The sequence below is a fragment of the Bacillus sp. 196mf genome (assembly GCF_003217275.1).
Lineage (GTDB): Bacteria > Bacillota > Bacilli > Bacillales > Bacillaceae_G > Bacillus_A > Bacillus_A thuringiensis_S.
Window position 1 is genome coordinate 141,752 of sequence record NZ_QJTG01000010.1, and the last position, 18,134, is coordinate 159,885.

Genomic DNA, 18,134 nt, shown 5'->3' on the forward strand with positions numbered 1-18,134 from the left:
TTTTAAGTTTATAAAATAGAACTTGTGTTCGTTTTTATATTATCATTGTTTTGCATTTCATTCAACTATTTACTTCACTGTTTTCAAAATTATTTTGACGGAATCTCCATCTCTTGTTTTCTAAGTTCAATACGGCGAATTTTTCCAGAAATCGTTTTTGGTAGTTCATCTACAAATTCAATTTTGCGAGGGTATTTATATGGTGCAGTGAGTTCTTTGACGTGTTGTTGGAGTGTTGGAATTAATGTTTCTTCGTTCTTTTCTATATTCTCTCTTAATACGATAAATGCCTTCACGACACTTCCCCGAATTTCATCAGGACTTGCGACAACCGCACATTCTCTTACGTAAGGATGTTTTACAAGCGCATCCTCTACTTCAAACGGCCCGATTGTATAACCAGAGCTAATAATGATATCATCACCACGCCCTTCAAACCAGAAGTAGCCATCTTCATCTTTCTTCGCTTTATCACCTGTAATATAATAATCACCGCGGAATTGCATCGCTGTACGCTCATCGTCTTTATAATATTGTTTAAAGAGTGCCGGCGTTTCAATGTGAACTGCAATATCACCAACTTCGCCTACTTTAACTGGAATACCTTCCTCATTTACGATATCGACGTGGTTACCTGGCGTTGGTTTCCCCATTGATCCTGGTCTAATATCCATCCCTTTCATTACACCAACAAGTAGTGTATTTTCCGTTTGCCCATAGCCGTCTCTTACTGTAATATCAAAGTGCTTTTGGAATGTTCCAATGACTTCTCTATTTAACGGCTCACCTGCGGATACAGCGCTATGTAACGCCTCTAAATTGTACTCGCTTAAATCTTCTACCTTTGCCATTAATCTATACTCAGTCGGTGTACAACAAAGCACATTCACCTTATTATCGTCTAATAAATTTAAATACGTTTTCGGTTCAAACTTACCGTTGTACACAAATCCTGTTGCCCCTGAACCGAGAGTTGCTAAAAACGGGCTCCAAATCCATTTTTGCCACCCTGGACTAGCCGTTGCCCATACAACATCATTCTCTTCAATTCCGAGCCAATTCGGGGCGCTTGTACGTAAATGAGCGTATGCCCACGCGTGCGTATGAACAACACCTTTCGGGTTTCCTGTCGTCCCAGACGTGTAAGATAAAAAGACCATATCTTCTTTATCTGTTTTCGCCATTTCTAACATGTCACTTTCTGTTTCTAATGCTGTTTTTAAATTGATCCACCCGTCTACTGACTGCTCGCTCAGGACGAATTTTTGAAGGGATTCCATTGCTTCTATATCATCAAACTGTCCAATGTACGGCTCATAGCTTACTATCGCTTTTACTTCGCCATGTCCAATTCGATATTCAATATCTTTTTTACGCAACATTTCCGAACTTGGAATTACGACAAATCCCGCTTTAATCGCAGCGATATACGTCATGTACGCTTCAATTAAACGCGGCATCATAATAAGGAGCTTGTCCCCTTTTTGTAAGCCACTTTTTATAAAAGCGTTTCCAATTTTATTTGCCCCTTGCATTAATTCAAAATATGTAACTTCTCGTCTATTCCCTTTATCATCTTGCCAAATTAAAGCAAGCTTCTCTTTATCATCTGTATATTTCTCTATTTCTGAAACTAAATTATAAGATGGTGGTGCCAACAATTCCTCTCTCTTCATAAACATCCTCCTTTTTCTTTATGCCTCCCTTATATAATAAAGAATTTTCAGTAAATTTTGAACCCTCTTCTTTTGACAATTTTTTTATGCTTTTGTCGAAATGAATTTATACTAATATGAACAACAAAAAGAAAGAGCGGGAGAACCCGCTCTTTCTAAGCCATCATATGGGATTATTTTTGGTAACCGCCTAATTGTTGCTCAGCTAGTGAAACTAGACGTTTAGTGATTTCACCACCAACAGAACCGTTAGCGCGAGCTGTTGCATCAGCTCCAAGTTGAACACCAAACTCTTGAGCGATTTCGTATTTCATTTGGTCTAATGCTGATTCAGCACCAGGAACCGCTAATTTATTTGTGCTACGTGACATGTTATATCACCTCCTTGTGAGTATAGAGTGTGATAAATAACATGACTTCATACACGTTTTAAATATGGTAATTTATGGTTTTAGAAAAGTTCTTCAAATTTTTCTTCTTCCGCCACTACTTCAACCGTTTGTAATACCATTGTTTCTTTGTTCGCTACAGCTTCTTCGATTAACGGTGTGAAATCGTATTTCGCTTCAAATCGATTTGCTTTTTCACGCTTCGGCTTCGTCGCCGGGCTAGCTGGTGTGAATACTGTACAGCAATCTTCGTATGGACGAATTGAAATATCATACGTGCCGATTTCTTCAGCAATTTTAATAATTTCTAATTTATCCATCGTAATAAGCGGACGAATAACTGGGTAGTTTGTTACTTCGTTAATCGTATGCATGCTATCTAATGTTTGGCTTGCTACTTGTCCAAGACTTTCACCAGTTGTGATTGCAAGTGCGTTACGCTCCTCAGCAATCTGCTCTGTAATACGCATCATCATACGGCGCATAACCGTCATTGAATAGCTAGATGGGATTTCTTTATTAATCGTTTTTTGCACTTCTGTAAACGGAATAAGGTGAAGCGTTACACGTTTACAGTATTTCGTTAACTCTTGTGCTAAATCGATTACTTTTTGTTTTGCACGCTCACTTGTGAAAGGTGGGCTATGGAAGTGAACTGCTTCCACAGATACGCCGCGTTTCATCGTTAAGTACGCTGCTACTGGGCTATCAATACCACCAGAAAGAAGTACCATTACTTTTCCGCCAACGCCAACTGGTAAACCGCCAGCTCCCATGTGCTCACCACACATAATATAGCTGTAACCACTGCGAATTTCTACACGTACATTCACATCTGGATTATGGACGTCTACTGTGATATCCTCTGTATTTTCTAAAATGTGCCCACCGATTTCTGGAAGTAACTCCATCGTCTTCATTGGGAAGCGCTTATCAGAACGGTGCACTGTAATTTTAAATGTTTTCACATCATCTTTTACTTGTAAGAACGCTGCTAATGCACCTTTTTTAATGTCTTCTAATTCTGATGGTACTTTCATCGCTAAGTTAAACTTATGAATACCAAATACGTCTTTCAATCTTTCAGAGATTGCTTCATGATCTTCACCGTTTAACTGGATGTACATACGGTCATGCGTTGCATCAATTTTAATATTTGGGAACTTTTTCAGTTTGAACTTCACGTTATCTTTTAATGTGCTTACAAATTTAGAACGGTTTTTACCTTTTGTCGTCATTTCTCCGTAACGTACTAAAATATATTCATATGTCATCATATTTCTTTACCTCATCACTTCATATAATTTTGGCATCGTCTCTTTCACAATACCTTCAAATTGTTTTACTTCTTCCATCGTGTTGTCTGGTGCCAAACTAATACGAATAGCACTTGCAGCTGCTGCATGCGGCACTCCCATTGACACTAACACTCTGCTCACTTCATTTGCTTTTGAAGAACAAGCAGACTTCGTCGATACATATACACCGTGCTCTTCTAAAGCATGAACGACTACTTCTGGTTTTAAACCAACAAATGATACATTTAAAATGTGCGGTGCTGCATATGCAAGCGATGTATTAATCGTCACATCTTCCATCTCTTTAAAGAAGCTGACAAGCTCTGCTTGTAAACTTTGCAAATGAGCTACCTTTTCTTTCACTTGTTCCATTGTCATGCGAAGTGCTTTCACCATTGCTACAATGCCAGGTAAATTCTCTGTACCAGAGCGATACTTAAGCTCTTGTTGCCCACCTGATAAAATCGGATCTAATCTTACGCCATCACGTATATAAAGAAGACCCGTTCCTTTTACACTGTGGAATTTATGTCCAGATATTGAGCAAAGATCAATATGAGAAGCATATAAATCAAGCGGTACTTTTCCTATCCCTTGTACATGATCTACATGGAATCTTATTTTCGGATGATTCGATAATAACGTTCCAATTTCAGCAACGGGCTGAATTGCTCCAGTTTCGTTGTTCACATGAATAATTGATACAAGAATCGTATCTTCACGAAGTGCTCGTTTTACATCCTCTACCGATACAACACCATGCTCGTTAACCGGTAAATATGTTACATCATATCCGAGTTCTTCTAATTGCTTATATGCCTCAAACACAGACGCGTGTTCAATATTTGTTGTAATGATATGTTTGCCGCGCGAACGATTCCTCATCGCTATCCCTTTAATCGCAAGGTTGTTCCCTTCCGTTCCACCTGATGTGAAAATAATTTCAGAAGGTTTAACGTGAAGAAGCTGCGCTGCAATCGTTCTTGATTGTGTTAATAGACGCTCTGCCTCTCCTCCAAGCGAATGAATAGAAGAAGGATTACCAAAATATTTCCCAGCAACCGTCACGTACGATTGAAGAGCTTCTGGATATGGCTTCGTCGTCGCACTATTATCAAAATAGATCATCGTTCTTCCCCTTTCAGCGCTATCACATCATATAATCATATCATAAATACGTGTCATTACGCTAAGACTACGCAAAGGTTCCGTTTTATCCCGATTAGTGAATAATAATAATTAGTGAGATACCCCCACTGATTACAGTTTCACTTTATTTTGAAACGAATAACCTTACTGTATTCCGCTATTCATTATAGCAACATCGCCTGCAAAATTACACAAAAAAACAAACCCTTTTATGAAAGGGTTTGTTCATTGTCTACATATTCAGCTATTTTTTGAACAACACCAGGTTCAAGTTGCTCTAGTACAGAAGCTGCTTGTTCTAAAGCTGCATCGTATTGATATTCACGGAATAATTTCTCCGCATAATTTAAGCTTTCTGCAAGGCTTTCATCATGACTGCGGTAACGGTTACCGTATTGAATTAATTTTTCAACTAAATACGCTTGTCCAATTAACTCTTCTGTCATTTCAGCTACACCGTTCACAGTTGTGTATGCTTCTTCTAAACTGCTATTTACAGCGTTCATATTTAACGGCTTCACTTCTAATTGTTCATATACAGCTTGCATTGCCATTTGCCCTCTTTTTAAATCTTCCATAATACTCTCTGGAAGACCTGGCAAATTCGACTTTTGCATAAAGCGTTTCGTTTCGAAAATAGTATTTCGCATTTCTTGTAACTTCTCACGCGCTTCAAATTCTTCTTTACGCATCGTTTGCAGCATTTCTTTATATTCTGCATGAAGTACTTTTAATGTTTCACATTGCTCATAAACCTCTTCTAGTTCCTCACGAATAATAGAGAAGGCAATATCTTGTTCAGCAACGCGTAATTGTAGCATTTCAAAACGTTTCGTTAAAATGTGCATTTGCTTTTCAATTACTTTTTGAGATTCAATATCCTTATCTTGCAATTGATAGCTTTGTTTCACAAGTTGTGTTTCTGTTTTCGTTTCAATCGTTTCGGTACGTATTTCTTCTAAGTCTTCATAAACAGAAAGTGTTTTTTGCTCCACATAATGTCTCGCATGCACCTCTTGCTCAAGTTGATCATAGAAACCATCTAAACGAGTTTTTAAGTCTTCCACTTTTTCAGCCGCTTCTGTTATATGAAGCTCCTGTATATCCATTAAACATGTGTTTAGTTGTGTCGTCATATCACGAACTTCTTTAGGGACTTCCAAATACTCTAATACATAACCTTGCCTTACCATATCATTATGACCCTGTAATAAATCTTCCAGTTGAACTGGTAGCGTCGCTTGACACTCTACTAATAAATCTGGAATTTGGTGAATAATGATTTCTAAACCAGCTAAACCTTCTTCTAAACTAATAACAATTTCTCTCGCTTTTAAGTAGTCACCATTATCTGTTGCTTCTTCAAAACTTTTAAATTTATTAGATTCAGCGTCTAGCATCTCTTCGATTTTCTGCTCTGCTGCACCATACATATGTCTATGAGCAAGAACACTCTTTTTCATACTACGATATGTATCACGTAACCCTTCAATTTCCGAGCTATTTTTCTCATGGCTTTCTAACAATTGCTGTAATTCATTTAAAACACCTGTAATACGATTATCAGCGTCATCTAAACCACTTATGGATTCGTTCATCGCATGCTTTGCTTTTCGGAAGGAGAATTGCGAGGCGAATTTTCGCGCTTGCGCTAAATCTTTGTCAGCTTTCGGAAGGGTTGTTGATACAATTTCATCCCATTCTTCACGCCATTTACCAAACAGTTCTTCTGTTTGACCCGTCATGTTTAAATCTTTTACCCGTTTTAGTTCATCTGCCACAGGTTTATCTTTTATCTCTTGTTTCCACTGCTCCAGTGCTTCAATATCTTTATATGAACGATTTCTTATCACAAGCTCTATCATGAGCAGCACTAGAATAGAGCTTACTACAATGATAACGATCGTCAGGATAGAATCCATGCAAAAAAGCCTCCTAGTTATATCTCTTTTTTTGTCCGTTCCGTTTATGAAATGGAAGGCATTATGTATAAAAAGGGAATTCCCCTATATTTAACAACTAACAATGTACTAATCATACCATGTAATGGCTTGTTTTTGACCTAGTTTTTTTTAAAATTTCATGTTTCTTTCAATGCGATTGTAATCTTTCTCAATATTCCGCCTACCTCACTACCTATCCTCAAATGATTGTAATAACAAACAATCTTTCGTATGAGATACGAAATAAATTTTCCGCATGAGTGGTGGTTCAACAGAAATTCCATGTACATTTCCCTGCCTTACAGACTGCTCTACTGCCCTTTCTGGAAGTAAAGTGATGCCAAGGCCAGCTTTTACCATTGCAAGCATCGGTTCTGCGTAAGATGTTTCCACAGCTATAGTTGGTTTTACACCTTTCTCATGAAACATGTTCATAATCATTTTCCTTACATCGCATATTTCTGGATATACAATTAATTTTTCATTTTGCAGCTCTTCTATTTGAATGACTTTCTTCTCTTTATACGGATGATTATTTGAAATGACACAAACAATTTTCTCTTGTTGCACTTCTTTTATATACGTAGCACCTTCTACTACTGAATCGATGAACATCGCGTCGATCTCCCGCGCTTTAAATAAATCTCTTAATACTTCCGTATGTCCGATTTGCCACTCTACTTCGAACTCATCACCTAATACATCTTTACACTCTAATATGTAATGCTCTGCTAAACTCGGTAGTATACCAATTGAAAACTTTCGGTTCTCTTGATACCCCCTCATTTCTGTTTTCACTTCATTTATTTGTTCCAAAATCGGTAGCATTCTTTTTATAAATAACTCTCCTGCCTCCTTTAACTCCACTCCTTGCGCAGAACGCTTAAGTAAAGTAACCTCTAAATCCGCTTCTAACTTTTGAATTTGCTTACTAAGCGCTGGTTGAGATATATGTAAAATCTTACTTGCCTTTGATAAACTTCGCGTATGCTTCACTTCGATAAAAGATCGTACTGCCTCCAAATCCATCGTACACACCTCTAACAAAAAGTTATAACCGTTATAAGAAATCGATATTTCCTCCTATAAACAATTACTCTTTATACTTATTTCATCAACTTACTATAACGAAATGTAAAGGGGAAAGATACTCTTGAACAAAAAACAAATGCTACTCGGATCCTTTCTATGCTTACTCGCCGTCACTGCCTGGGGATTTATGTTTCCTGTAATGGCAAATGCCCTGCAATTTATCGATCCGTTCTTCTTCACAACGATTCGCTATGGATCAGCAGCTATTATTTTTCTTATTTTGCTATTAATTACTGAAGGGAAGACTTCACTCCGCTTAGAAAAAAGAACACTTTCTCTGTTCTTTTACGGGACAGTCGGTTTCGCAGGATATGGTTTTCTCGTTTTCTACGGACAACAACTTGCCGGGCCTTCTGGAGCAATCCATGCAGCGATGATTCAGTCTCTCATGCCACTAATTGCCTTATCATTACAATGGATAACAAAAAACAAGCGCCCACAAAACTACACATTCCTTTGTATGTTCGTTGCATTACTCGGTGTTATGCTTGTCATTTCAAAAGGAAATATTCACTTATTATTTGGAGCTGCAAGCCACTTATCGACAAATATATTGATGCTATGCGGCGTTACTTGCTGGGTCATTTATACAAACGGGGGTGCTCGTTTTCAATCTTGGTCACCACTTCGATATACGACATTAACTTGTTTATTTGGCTCCATTTCACTCATCGTTATTGTTACTTTCTTAACGTATACAAATATAGTTACTATGCCGTCACTGCGTACAGTTGTGAGTGTTCGTTTTGAGCTCTTTTATATGTCGATTATCGCAGGGGTTATCGCTGTATTTTGCTGGAATATGGGAAATCGCTATATTTCATCTATTAACGGCATATTATTTATGAATTTAGTTCCTATCCTTGCACTGATTGGTTCTATGTTTCGAGGTTATACAGTCGATAAAATTGAAATTGCTGGAGCTGCATTAACAATTATCGCGCTATTATGTAACAATTTATGGCAAAGAAAAGTAAACATAAGAATCCCCACCTCAGTTCGTTAGGTGGGGATTCTTCACATATGAACAGCTCTTGGCCATTCATGGTACATATTCACTTTACATAATGCTTGTTCCATCCATTGCTCAATCTCTTTCGTGTACATTTCTATGAAAAATGTCTCGGACGGGAAAGAATGCAGTACTTCTGATATATATTGTGGATATAAAAACGGCATATTTATCATGCCTTTTAATTGCGTCATAAACATTGTAAATGATACTTTCTGAAATTCTTGTTTCATTTGTCCTTGTCTAATAATTTGCTCTATATAATATCTTTCTTTAGAAAAATAAACGGTCATCACTTCACGAATTAATGTCGTATCAAGCGAAAGCTCTCGGTAGAAGAAACGTGTTAGTTCTCTATTTTCAAATTGATATCGTAACATCCCACGCACCATTTGCACCATCACATCTTTAGCCGACAAATACTCTCTCTGTTCAAACGAAATTTCAATCACATGAATATACCCTTCTAAAAAATCAGTAATAAGCTGTTCTAATAAACCTTGCTTCCCAGCAAAATAATATGAAATATTCGCTACATTCACATCCGCTCGCTTTGCAATGTCTCGCACCGACGTTCCATCATAACCTTTCGTATTAAACAACGATATTGCCGCATCAATTACTTTTTGTTTCGTCTGCTTCATGCGCTCACTTCCTCTCAATGAACAGCTATAGTTTAAATTTCTTGACTTTTAAGACAAATTCCTTTAATTTTCTATCGACAAAGTCATGTGAAATACATCGTATTTTGCTAATATTTTACACATCTCGATAAAAAAGGAGCTGTTTCCATGTTTACTAAAGAAAGTTATGCAGGATCTCGTGTGCAGCAATATGAGACAGTAATTAAACAACTGGATGCGTTATTAACTGGCGAATCAAACGTAGTCGCAAACTTATCAAATGCGTCCGCATTATTAAACCAATTTTTAGATCGCGTTAATTGGGTTGGCTTTTACGTAACAGAAGGAAATCAGCTTGTCCTTGGACCGTTCCAAGGAATGCCTGCTTGCGTACTCATTCCATTTGGACGAGGCGTTTGCGGCGTAGCAGCTGAAACGAAAACAACTCAGCTTGTAGCGGACGTTCACCAATTCCCAGGTCACATCGCTTGCGATAGTGCTTCTAATTCAGAAATCGTTGTACCGATTGTGAAAGAAGGAGCTGTCATTGGTGTACTTGACATTGATAGTCCTGAAAAGAATCGTTTTGATGAAGTAGATCAGCGCTATTTAGAAAAGTTTGTGGAAACACTCCTAAAACATATGTAAAAAGAAAAGAGCGAGTTATCGATTTAGTACGTCCTGTACAAAACCGATATCTCACTCTTTTTTTATTGATTAACAGTAGATATTTTCTTTAATGCTTGCTCTAAATCAGAAACGATATCCTCCCAAGATTCTAAACCGACCGATAAGCGTATTAAATTATCGAAAATGCCCATTTCTTTTCTTAGTTCAGCTGGAATCGCAGCGTGCGTCATCGTTGCTGGATGCTGAATTAACGTTTCTGTATCTCCTAAACTCACCGCAATTGTAATAAAGTGGAGGTCATTAATAAATGCTTGCGTCTCTTCTTTTCCGCCTTTTACTGAAAAAGAAATAACACCGCCCCCGCGCTTCATTTGACGAGATGCTAACTCCCCTTCTGGATACCAAACACCTTCTACCGCATCATGTTTTCTTAAGAACGATACAATTTTTTCTGCATTATCACAATGACGATCCATTCTTACCGCTAACGTCTTTAACCCGCGTAATAATAACCATGCATCAAACGGCGCCATAATGCCGCCGATATCTTTTCGCATCGGGCGAATCTTTTCAGCTAACGCTTTCGTTTTACAAATTGTTACACCCGCTACAACGTCACCATGGCCACCAATATATTTTGTCGCACTATGCACAACAGCGTCACAGCCAAGCTCAAGCGGTCTTTGTAAATAAGGTGAACAAAACGTATTATCAACAATGACAAGTAAACCATTTTGCTTCGCAACCTGAATAACTTGTTTTAAATCGATTAATTTCATTGTTGGATTAATCGGTGTTTCAACGAAAATAAGCTTTGTATTTGGACGAATTTTATTTTCAATATCAACCTCTGTCTCCATCTCACAAAACGAATGCGTAATCATAAATTTTTCTTCTAACACTTCTAAAAAACCGTACGTACAACCATATAATCCATTTGAACAAATAATATGATCTCCAGCCTTTAAAAAACCGATTAAAGTTGCTGAAATAGCTGACATACCAGATCCGAAGGCAAGTGCTTCTTCTCCTCCTTCTAACACCGCCATACGTTCTTCAAATAATTTCACAGTCGGATTTCCAAGCCTTGAGTAAATATAAGATGGATCCACTCCCGCAAAACTCGCCTCTCCTTGCTGCGCAGTCTCAAATGTAAACGTAGAGGTTTGAAATAAAGGTGGTGTTAAACTTCCTTTATGTTCCTCAGGTGTATAACCGTGATGAATTAACGCTGTCTCCATATGCTTCTTTTTCATAAAAACATCCCCTTTATGTTTTTATTACCGCATATTCACCAGTAAAAAACTGATGAACGTTTTTACTACATTTTATGTAAGCGTTTTATTTGTGTTTCTATCTCTTCTTTTATATTGTTTTAAATTCCTTCTTATATTAATTTCCAAAATTTATATGCATAAAACAAAAACGTACTCGCTTGACGAAACTCTGGGTAAAAGATATAATAGCGTTTGTGTAAAATAAAAAGGCAGCCTTGTAATGTGAGTTTATCGTTTGTATTTTGTTCCTCTACGGAGGTGTATCTCGTAACTCCCTGCTGCTGGAGCGAAGGTACATGAAAACAAAATGCCCGTAAATATCGATTACGTCTGTTTTTATTTTACGTAAATAAAAACATTTTTAAAGGAGGAGTCAACTATGGCTCGTTATACAGGTCCAGCTTGGAAACTGTCTCGTCGTCTTGGAATCTCTCTAAGCGGCACAGGAAAAGAATTAGAAAAACGCCCTTACGCACCAGGTCCTCACGGTCCTAACCAACGTAAGAAACTTTCAGAATACGGTTTACAATTACAAGAGAAACAAAAACTTCGTCACATGTACGGCATGACTGAGCGTCAATTCCGTCGCACATTTGACCAAGCAGGTAAAATGCCTGGTAAGCACGGCGAAAACTTCATGATCCTTCTTGAAGCTCGTCTTGACAACTTAGTTTACCGTATGGGCTTAGCTCGCACTCGTCGTGCAGCTCGCCAATTAGTAAACCACGGTCACATCATGGTTGATGGCGCTCGCGTAGATATCCCATCTTACCGTGTAAAACCTGGTCAAACTATCAGCGTTCGCGAAAAATCTAACAGCCTTGTTGTTGTTAAAGAAGCGATCGAAGTTAACAACTTCGTACCAGAATACTTAACTTTCGATGCTGACAAATTAGAAGCTACTTACACTCGTCACGCTGAGCGTGCTGAGTTACCAGCTGAAATCAACGAAGCATTAATCGTAGAGTTCTACTCTCGTTAATCTCGGTACTCTGCAAAGAGTATTATTAAAAGCCTTAGGAACCTTGTTTATCAAGGAGCCTGGGCTTTTTTTATTTTATTTAATAATGCAAGATAAGGCATAAAAAAGAATGTAATTGGGGCTAGTTTGGGGTCACAATAAAAAAGGCTGGCGTGTGTATAGAAATGGATAAGTACACAAAATAGATGGTAAAAGGAGTTACTTGTTTTGAAAGAAAAATCCAACAAGATCCCTCTCCATGTACAAGACTTTCAAAAATTTAAATTGTTATTAGAAGAATTAGTGCAAGATGAAATAATGTTCATAGAAGGCCTTTCTAAGTATTCTTTAGATATTTCTTCTAAAAAATCTAAAGTCACCATTAACCTTAGAAGCGAATTTTTCCCCGATCCATACTTGGCGATTACTGCTATAAACATTACACCAAGTAATCAAGGTAAGGGAAGTATTGTTCTTGAATGGTTTAAAACATTCGCTAAAGAAAAAGGATTCGAACGATTAGTATTACAAGAAGTTATAACTGAAGAAGGTTACCACTTTGCATTAAAAAATGGTTTCTCAAAAAAGATTGATCCATTCGAGGAAATTTTTAGAAAGCCCGATAGTACGGACGGAAATTATGAATTGCATTTATAAAGGGTAAAATAAAAGTGAACGAATATTTTTCACACTCGTTCACTTTTTTATTAGGTGAATTATCTAATATCGCCGGCTCCTTCTACATCCAATACATAATAAAGAGCCATACTAGATTTCACCCAAAATCCCTGTAACAGAAAAATGCCTATATGGTATAATTTCATTGGTAAATTTTAGGGAGAGGAGGGGCTATATGGTTCAAATCAAAGTAACACCCGAAATGCTAGAAGAAGTTGCAAACCGTGCAAATAACACTAGAAACGCGTTAGAATCCATACATAACGACTTATGTAATCAAATTGATTATTTATGTTATCAATGGATAGGTGCTTCTAATCAAAATTTCATCCAAATGTTCAATGATGCAAGACCAAAAGCATTTACCTCTATCAATGCAATCACAAATGTGGAAGAAGAATTGAAAAGGATTGCTGAAAAATTCCGCAATGCGGATAATCAAGATGTTACACTAGAAGAAGGTGCAATGTGTAGCAAAATTCCGCCAAAATCAGAAGAGACCTTTTGGGATAGAAATAAAAAGGACTTGAATGATGCGTGGACTGGGATTTCTACTGGGGTTGTAGATGGGGTTGTAGACGCATGGGACGGATTTGTCGCTTTAGGAGATAAAGAGACCTGGTTAAACATGAAAGATGCAATCGTAAATTATAAAGAAACCCTACCTGTGGCATGGAATGCCCTATCCGATTCATTCATGAATGAATTATGGAATGGGGATATGAAAAGTAGAGAACATTATGCAGCTTATGCGGTCACCTCGCTACTCACAGGTTTTATTGGTAGCAAAGGTCTGGATAAAGTTGGACAAGTAGGAAAAATAGCAGCTGTTACAAGTCTTACAAAAGGAAAATCGATTCTAACTACTGCCCCTGCATACAGAGATGCATTGTATACATTAAATAATTTTAAATTGAACACCGGAAACCGTTTTGCTTATGCTGGTGTTGGGGGGAATTCTTTAAAAACTAGCCTTGTTGATACTTATCAAACAGCTAAGGATAAACTATCGCCTTATCAATATACTAAAAGCAACACAGATGGAGACACTTTTGTTGGTAAATTATATGGAAAAGATGTACATCTCGACGATGTCAAAGTTGCAGATATTACTTATTCTAAGAGAACTAGAGAAGAAGCTGAACAACTTCGGAAGGAATTTGATAGAAGTGTGAGAAAAGATTTTCTTAATGCATTGGTAAATGACCCTGTTAAATTGGAAGAACTCAAAAAAGCGGGGATAACAGATGCTGATATAGAAAGGATGAAAAGAGGAAACAACCCAAAAGGGTGGCAGGTACATCATAACCTCCCCTTAGACGATGGAGGAACAAATACATTTGAAAATTTAACTTTAATACAAAATCATCCATATCATAAAGTTATAACTAATACACAACGTACATTAACTAAAGGCTTGCAACCAGGAGATAGTGTAGACATAAGCTGGCCTATCCCAAAATACAACATCTATCCTAAAGGGGAATAAATAAATTTAGAAAGAGGTTTTTGTATGTGGAAAAATCTAGTTTTAGAAATTGAAAAAATAGAGAAAAGTTTTAATGATAAATTGAATACACCCGCAACGGATACTGAAATTCAGAGATTAAGAGAACATGCAAAAGAGAAAATTAGTATTGATTTACCGCGTGAATACGTAGAGTTTCTTAAAACTGTAAATGGTTTAGATTTTAATGGGCTGGTACTTTATGGAGTCGATTCTTCTTTACTAGAAACAGAAAAAGATGAACAAATTTGCGGCTTTATAGAAACGAATGAGATTTGGTATGAAAATGAATTTCAAAAAGAGTATCTTTTCTTTGGAGATTCAAATATTGCGTGGTTTTGTAAAAACTTATCTGACAGTACTTATTTAGAACTTGATAAACCATCTGGAACAGTGATGAACACATATAATGATTTCAATACAATGCTTGAAGAAGCATTGAAAACAGCCCTCCTTTAATATGGAGTATTAAAATGAAGAATATTACATGGTCCTTTATGAGTAAAACACCAATTACAGATGAAGAAATCCAAAAAGCAGAAAAATATTTTGGTATTAAATTTCCTGAAGATTTCATTGCATGTGTAAAGAAATACGATGGAGGTTATCCGAGACCTAAAATATTTGATGTGCCTGGACGGGATGAAAATGTATTTAGTAAGCTTTTAACTTTTGATTTAGAAAGTAGAAATTCAATTATTCAAATTTATGAAGATATAAAAGATCGATTAGCAAATAAAACATATCCTTTTGGTAAAGATTCATTTGGAAATCACTTATGTTTTGACTATCGAAACAATCCTGAATCACCAACTGTTGTATTTTGGGAACACGAAGAAGAAGATATCGAAAAAGCAATTTATCCTGTTTGTTCGTCTTTTACCGAATTACTTAATAGCTTACGCGATTTAGAAGACGAGGAATAAAAAATAAAAGAAGAACGCCTTATTATAAGGATTAACGTTCTTCTTTTTCATTTTGAATATGGATAAGTTTTCTTTGAGTTATATTAATACCCCTAAAAAAAGCGCAAAAAGAATCTACTTATAATTAAATAACCCCCCTCTTTTCAAAATAACGTAATAAAAATCAGATTATCTTCAGATACCAAATTTCTTTCATACGTCAAATATTAAATTCCAAACTTAGCCACTTCGAATGCTGATAATGGTAAAATATCCTATATAAATACAATTTATGATGGTGTTAAATTTTCTTTATTAGGAGGAGAGGAAAATGGCAGTAACAATGAAAGAAGCTTACTCGACAATTTTGAATGAAAAGGTTTCAGCGCAAGAAATAGATGAACCTGTAAATAAGCATTTAAAACAAGAATTAGAATGTGGAGTTTGTAGAATACCTGTGGCGCATCGCACAAGACATATGAGAAATGAAGTAGATATTCCAGCGCTTTTTTACCGAAAAGGCGGCATAAACCACGAGGAATTCTGTTCATACAATACACTCGGTCAGATTAAAGTTATCGCACGTGATTCCGATGATGACATTTTAAAAAGTGTAGAGGATAAAACTTTTTTATTTCGCTTAAATATGATCCATGAGCCTTTAGAAGAATTGAAAAATCAAACTACAAAGCCAAAGAATGATCAAAACAAGGCACTGAATAAAAAAGATAGAACTTATCATTCTAGCGGGAGCTTAAACTCATACTTATCAACCATGAAAAAGATAATTGAGTTACGGAATATTCTAGAAAAACAAACCGAACTACACTCTATTATTGAAATTGAAATGCATGGAAAAAGAATAAAGTGGAGTGATTTTTATTACGAACCAAATCGTTATATACAAGCATTCAATTACATAAAACAACTAGAATGGAAAAACAGACACCCTATTTGCATAGAGGGTATTGTAGACAGTGTGCGGTATATAGAAATATCAGATAAATATGCTATAAACCTTCGCTGGGGAAAAAAGGGAATTAACAGCAAAGGAATAGAACAAATTCCTTCACCATCTATTTTTTTCGATGCTGGAACACTTTCACCAGACGATATAAAAGCCGGACAACATATTGCGGTATGCTCACTATGTTCACCTCGTATGAATGGCGGGAAAGTTAGAGAATTTTTAAATACTAATGCCCATTTGTATCATAAAAATCAACTTGTTATTTTATCAGATTAATAAAAGTTCAAATGCTCCCCCTCTTGAAGATTTCATGAGCCTGTTTTTTTATTTATAACCTTCGAATTCACATCCCATAACCTTGGATATGAGTTTTAAATTTATCATCACCTGCACATTTCATTTTTAATATGGATGAGTTCGCTTCGATAACACCTTTCATGATTAATACAGTTAATGTCATACCAACGCTACATCCTATAAAGAATGTTCACCATGTCATTTATCTCAATCCTTCCAAAATAAAAGCACCCGTTATGGATGCTTTTTATTTTACTTACAAACCCTTTTCCTCTTCTTCCTCTTTTACCGTTGATACTTTATCGTACATGTCCATCATTTTCTTAAACGAATTAAAAGCCCCTACATATAATCCGATTAAACCAACATAAATCAATAAAGCACCTTTATTTTGTACTACTGAAATAATTACAGTAATTGTACCTCCACCGCTAGTCAACAAACTTCCCATTACATCCATGTATTCTCGAAACTTGATACCTGCCTTTTGTTTAGTTCCGTAGCAATAAAGTGTCAAAACCAAAAATGAGACAAAAGCTATTGTCCATAAAGACATGTAAAACCCTTCTAATAAACTTTCCATGTAATTACCCCTTTTCTATAAATAAAATTACTTGCCCCTTTCTATTTACAGAAAAAAAGTAGACTCCTTCTTTTTTTTCAAAAAAAGATTTTTTGTTTAATTCTACTTTCCAGCTTCTATCTTCCATACATAATAAAAAGAGCAACCAAATAGATGCTCTCGTATTGCTTCAATATTATTTTATTTTACTAATATTTACGTTTAATAGGCATCTCGGGAGTGCTTAAGTTGTCGTAAAATTTTTCTGATTTCCTTAGACTTAATGCGTTAGCCATGTTATTTTCAAATATATCAACTTTAACGTTTGGGTCTACATGAATGCAATTCATTTCCTTATCAAGCGCATTCTTCTGAAGTTTTTTAACATAAAAAGTGGATATTCTTTTGTCTCTCAACGAATCATCAATAACATATAATAAATTTAATTTTATTGCCCTTTCATCCTCTTTACTTTTCATAATTGGAGGCCTCTTTTTAAAGAAGTCCATAGAAAACAACGCTTTTTGATTTATTTTATCATAAAGACAAAACTTCACATCTCCATCTTTGCAATGGTATTCTTGTTCATGCCCATTAACATCTCTATGACCATTAAACTGATACTCAATATTGCCTTCTTGTTCTTTTTAAGGGCATCCGGCAAGCCCCAAAATCACAGGGAGTGAGTAGAATTTTTATTGATAACGTTAATGACTTAAAAGATCTGGAAGCACTTATTACTTCGTGCTATGATCAAATTTTAGCTAATGTTTAAAAGAGAAAAATGTACGCTCTTTTTCCAACAACCTGACAAAAAGCCAATCCAATTGAAGTGACCCCCGAAAGTTAGACAGGTCGTTTCATTAGGCAGCCTCTAGGGTATGAGCCCGGTATTGTACTGGGCTCATACCCTTTAATTTTGCCTTAATTCTTTTATGATTATAGTATTCTATATACTTTGCTAATTCTTGTTTGAAATGTGTTATACTTTCAAATTCTTTTCGATACAGAAATTCCGATTTCATAATACCGAAGAAATTTTCAATAACGGCATTGTCATAACAGTTTCCTTTGCGAGACATACTTTGAGTTATGCCACAATTCTTAAGAGAATGGCGGTATTGTTTCATTTGATAGTGCCAACCTTGATCAGAGTGAATGAGGA

20 protein-coding genes and 1 pseudogene are annotated in these 18,134 nt (G+C 36.2%); 9 read left to right on the forward strand and 12 right to left on the reverse strand.

Translation table 11 applies throughout. The features are described 5' to 3' along the window. Window positions 1-89: 89 nt before the first annotated feature. The 6 genes from mbcS to ATL10_RS16315 all read right to left on the reverse strand — a co-directional run bounded on the left by mbcS (window position 90) and on the right by ATL10_RS16315 (window position 7,484). Window positions 90-1,676, reverse strand: a complete 1,587-nt coding sequence (gene mbcS / locus ATL10_RS16290; protein ID WP_000817726.1) for an acyl-CoA synthetase MbcS — start codon at window positions 1,674-1,676, stop codon at window positions 90-92. A 173-nt stretch (window positions 1,677-1,849) separates the two neighbouring features. Further along, a complete protein-coding gene (locus ATL10_RS16295) occupies window positions 1,850-2,047 on the reverse strand; it encodes an alpha/beta-type small acid-soluble spore protein (RefSeq protein ID WP_000091640.1) in 198 nt (65 codons plus the stop codon). Window positions 2,048-2,127: 80 nt separating this feature from the next. Further along, a complete protein-coding gene (gene thiI / locus ATL10_RS16300) occupies window positions 2,128-3,342 on the reverse strand; it encodes a tRNA uracil 4-sulfurtransferase ThiI (RefSeq protein WP_000989274.1) in 1,215 nt (404 codons plus the stop codon). 6 nt (window positions 3,343-3,348) lie between these two features. Further along, on the reverse strand, window positions 3,349-4,491 hold the full coding sequence (locus ATL10_RS16305) for a cysteine desulfurase family protein (protein ID WP_000638982.1): 1,143 nt from the start codon (window positions 4,489-4,491) through the stop codon (window positions 3,349-3,351). A gap of 230 nt (window positions 4,492-4,721) precedes the next feature. Beyond that, window positions 4,722-6,434, reverse strand: coding sequence for a septation ring formation regulator EzrA (ezrA, locus tag ATL10_RS16310; protein WP_110497151.1), 1,713 nt, complete (start codon window positions 6,432-6,434; stop codon window positions 4,722-4,724). A gap of 210 nt (window positions 6,435-6,644) precedes the next feature. Beyond that, window positions 6,645-7,484 (reverse strand): LysR family transcriptional regulator, encoded by an 840-nt coding sequence (locus ATL10_RS16315; protein ID WP_142669968.1) that lies wholly within the window; start codon window positions 7,482-7,484, stop codon window positions 6,645-6,647. A 124-nt stretch (window positions 7,485-7,608) separates the two neighbouring features. Between ATL10_RS16315 and ATL10_RS16320 the strand changes: the two genes are divergently transcribed. After that, window positions 7,609-8,553 carry a DMT family transporter gene (locus ATL10_RS16320; RefSeq protein ID WP_097821771.1) on the forward strand — a complete coding sequence of 315 codons (945 nt, stop codon included), beginning with the start codon at window positions 7,609-7,611 and terminating at the stop codon, window positions 8,551-8,553. Window positions 8,554-8,564: 11 nt separating this feature from the next. Here the strand turns inward: ATL10_RS16320 and refZ are convergent, their stop codons facing one another. Further along, window positions 8,565-9,203: a forespore capture DNA-binding protein RefZ gene (refZ, locus tag ATL10_RS16325; RefSeq protein WP_075718479.1), complete on the reverse strand. Its 639-nt coding sequence runs from the start codon at window positions 9,201-9,203 to the stop codon at window positions 8,565-8,567. 147 nt (window positions 9,204-9,350) lie between these two features. On the opposite strand from refZ, the gene ATL10_RS16330 reads away from it, so the two are divergent. After that, window positions 9,351-9,830, forward strand: coding sequence for a GAF domain-containing protein (locus ATL10_RS16330; protein ID WP_110497155.1), 480 nt, complete (start codon window positions 9,351-9,353; stop codon window positions 9,828-9,830). 62 nt (window positions 9,831-9,892) lie between these two features. Here ATL10_RS16330 and megL read toward each other — a convergent pair whose 3' ends face one another. Next, entirely contained in the window at window positions 9,893-11,068 is a 1,176-nt protein-coding gene (gene megL / locus ATL10_RS16335; protein WP_098211551.1) for a methionine gamma-lyase, read from the reverse strand. A gap of 400 nt (window positions 11,069-11,468) precedes the next feature. Here megL and rpsD point away from each other — a divergent pair, with 400 nt between their 5' ends. The 6 genes from rpsD to ATL10_RS16375 all read left to right on the forward strand — a co-directional run bounded on the left by rpsD (window position 11,469) and on the right by ATL10_RS16375 (window position 16,386). Next, the gene (gene rpsD / locus ATL10_RS16345) at window positions 11,469-12,071 is read left to right on the forward strand and encodes a 30S ribosomal protein S4 (protein WP_000135315.1); all 603 of its coding nucleotides are present in this window, start codon (window positions 11,469-11,471) and stop codon (window positions 12,069-12,071) included. A gap of 207 nt (window positions 12,072-12,278) precedes the next feature. Continuing rightward, complete coding sequence (locus tag ATL10_RS16350) at window positions 12,279-12,707, forward strand: GNAT family N-acetyltransferase (RefSeq protein ID WP_098250727.1); 429 nt, start codon at window positions 12,279-12,281, stop codon at window positions 12,705-12,707. A 196-nt stretch (window positions 12,708-12,903) separates the two neighbouring features. Further along, window positions 12,904-14,217 (forward strand): WXG100 family type VII secretion target, encoded by a 1,314-nt coding sequence (locus ATL10_RS31895; protein ID WP_257142716.1) that lies wholly within the window; start codon window positions 12,904-12,906, stop codon window positions 14,215-14,217. Between the two features lie 24 nt (window positions 14,218-14,241). Beyond that, on the forward strand, window positions 14,242-14,694 hold the full coding sequence (locus ATL10_RS16365) for a YrhA family protein (RefSeq protein ID WP_090976898.1): 453 nt from the start codon (window positions 14,242-14,244) through the stop codon (window positions 14,692-14,694). A gap of 14 nt (window positions 14,695-14,708) precedes the next feature. Then, the gene (locus tag ATL10_RS16370) at window positions 14,709-15,161 is read left to right on the forward strand and encodes an SMI1/KNR4 family protein (RefSeq protein WP_110497157.1); all 453 of its coding nucleotides are present in this window, start codon (window positions 14,709-14,711) and stop codon (window positions 15,159-15,161) included. Between the two features lie 310 nt (window positions 15,162-15,471). Beyond that, window positions 15,472-16,386, forward strand: a complete 915-nt coding sequence (locus ATL10_RS16375; protein WP_098236704.1) for a hypothetical protein — start codon at window positions 15,472-15,474, stop codon at window positions 16,384-16,386. Window positions 16,387-16,663: 277 nt separating this feature from the next. Here the strand turns inward: ATL10_RS16375 and ATL10_RS16380 are convergent, their stop codons facing one another. From ATL10_RS16380 to ATL10_RS16385, 3 genes are all read right to left on the reverse strand, one after another. Then, window positions 16,664-16,990, reverse strand: a complete 327-nt coding sequence (locus ATL10_RS16380; protein WP_090976892.1) for a hypothetical protein — start codon at window positions 16,988-16,990, stop codon at window positions 16,664-16,666. A 4-nt stretch (window positions 16,991-16,994) separates the two neighbouring features. Beyond that, entirely contained in the window at window positions 16,995-17,117 is a 123-nt protein-coding gene (locus ATL10_RS31900; RefSeq protein ID WP_258375778.1) for a hypothetical protein, read from the reverse strand. A gap of 61 nt (window positions 17,118-17,178) precedes the next feature. Continuing rightward, entirely contained in the window at window positions 17,179-17,448 is a 270-nt protein-coding gene (locus ATL10_RS16385) for a hypothetical protein (RefSeq protein WP_090976890.1), read from the reverse strand. A 176-nt stretch (window positions 17,449-17,624) separates the two neighbouring features. Between ATL10_RS16385 and ATL10_RS32360 the strand changes: the two are divergent. Next, window positions 17,625-17,744: pseudogene (locus ATL10_RS32360) on the forward strand (type I restriction endonuclease); the annotation flags it as partial. 88 nt (window positions 17,745-17,832) lie between these two features. Here ATL10_RS32360 and ATL10_RS16390 read toward each other — a convergent pair. Next, the coding region (locus ATL10_RS16390; RefSeq protein WP_142669969.1) for an IS3 family transposase at window positions 17,833-18,134 on the reverse strand (302 nt) is incomplete at its 5' end.

What these genes read in the sequence shown, in the direction of transcription:
- megL (WP_098211551.1), bottom strand. Translation starts at nt 11,068, where the DNA reads ATGAAAAAGAAGCATATGGAGACAGCGTTAATTCATCACGGTTATACA.
- ATL10_RS16295 (WP_000091640.1), bottom strand. Translation starts at nt 2,047, where the DNA reads ATGTCACGTAGCACAAATAAATTAGCGGTTCCTGGTGCTGAATCAGCA.
- mbcS (WP_000817726.1), bottom strand. Translation starts at nt 1,676, where the DNA reads ATGAAGAGAGAGGAATTGTTGGCACCACCATCTTATAATTTAGTTTCA.
- rpsD (WP_000135315.1), top strand. Translation starts at nt 11,469, where the DNA reads ATGGCTCGTTATACAGGTCCAGCTTGGAAACTGTCTCGTCGTCTTGGA.
- ATL10_RS16380 (WP_090976892.1), bottom strand. Translation starts at nt 16,990, where the DNA reads ATGGAAAGTTTATTAGAAGGGTTTTACATGTCTTTATGGACAATAGCT.
- ezrA (WP_110497151.1), bottom strand. Translation starts at nt 6,434, where the DNA reads ATGGATTCTATCCTGACGATCGTTATCATTGTAGTAAGCTCTATTCTA.
- ATL10_RS16385 (WP_090976890.1), bottom strand. Translation starts at nt 17,448, where the DNA reads ATGAAAAGTAAAGAGGATGAAAGGGCAATAAAATTAAATTTATTATAT.
- ATL10_RS16370 (WP_110497157.1), top strand. Translation starts at nt 14,709, where the DNA reads ATGAAGAATATTACATGGTCCTTTATGAGTAAAACACCAATTACAGAT.
- ATL10_RS16330 (WP_110497155.1), top strand. Translation starts at nt 9,351, where the DNA reads ATGTTTACTAAAGAAAGTTATGCAGGATCTCGTGTGCAGCAATATGAG.
- ATL10_RS16315 (WP_142669968.1), bottom strand. Translation starts at nt 7,484, where the DNA reads ATGGATTTGGAGGCAGTACGATCTTTTATCGAAGTGAAGCATACGCGA.
- ATL10_RS16375 (WP_098236704.1), top strand. Translation starts at nt 15,472, where the DNA reads ATGGCAGTAACAATGAAAGAAGCTTACTCGACAATTTTGAATGAAAAG.
- thiI (WP_000989274.1), bottom strand. Translation starts at nt 3,342, where the DNA reads ATGATGACATATGAATATATTTTAGTACGTTACGGAGAAATGACGACA.
- ATL10_RS31895 (WP_257142716.1), top strand. Translation starts at nt 12,904, where the DNA reads ATGGTTCAAATCAAAGTAACACCCGAAATGCTAGAAGAAGTTGCAAAC.
- ATL10_RS16305 (WP_000638982.1), bottom strand. Translation starts at nt 4,491, where the DNA reads ATGATCTATTTTGATAATAGTGCGACGACGAAGCCATATCCAGAAGCT.
- ATL10_RS16365 (WP_090976898.1), top strand. Translation starts at nt 14,242, where the DNA reads ATGTGGAAAAATCTAGTTTTAGAAATTGAAAAAATAGAGAAAAGTTTT.
- ATL10_RS31900 (WP_258375778.1), bottom strand. Translation starts at nt 17,117, where the DNA reads ATGGAAGATAGAAGCTGGAAAGTAGAATTAAACAAAAAATCTTTTTTT.
- refZ (WP_075718479.1), bottom strand. Translation starts at nt 9,203, where the DNA reads ATGAAGCAGACGAAACAAAAAGTAATTGATGCGGCAATATCGTTGTTT.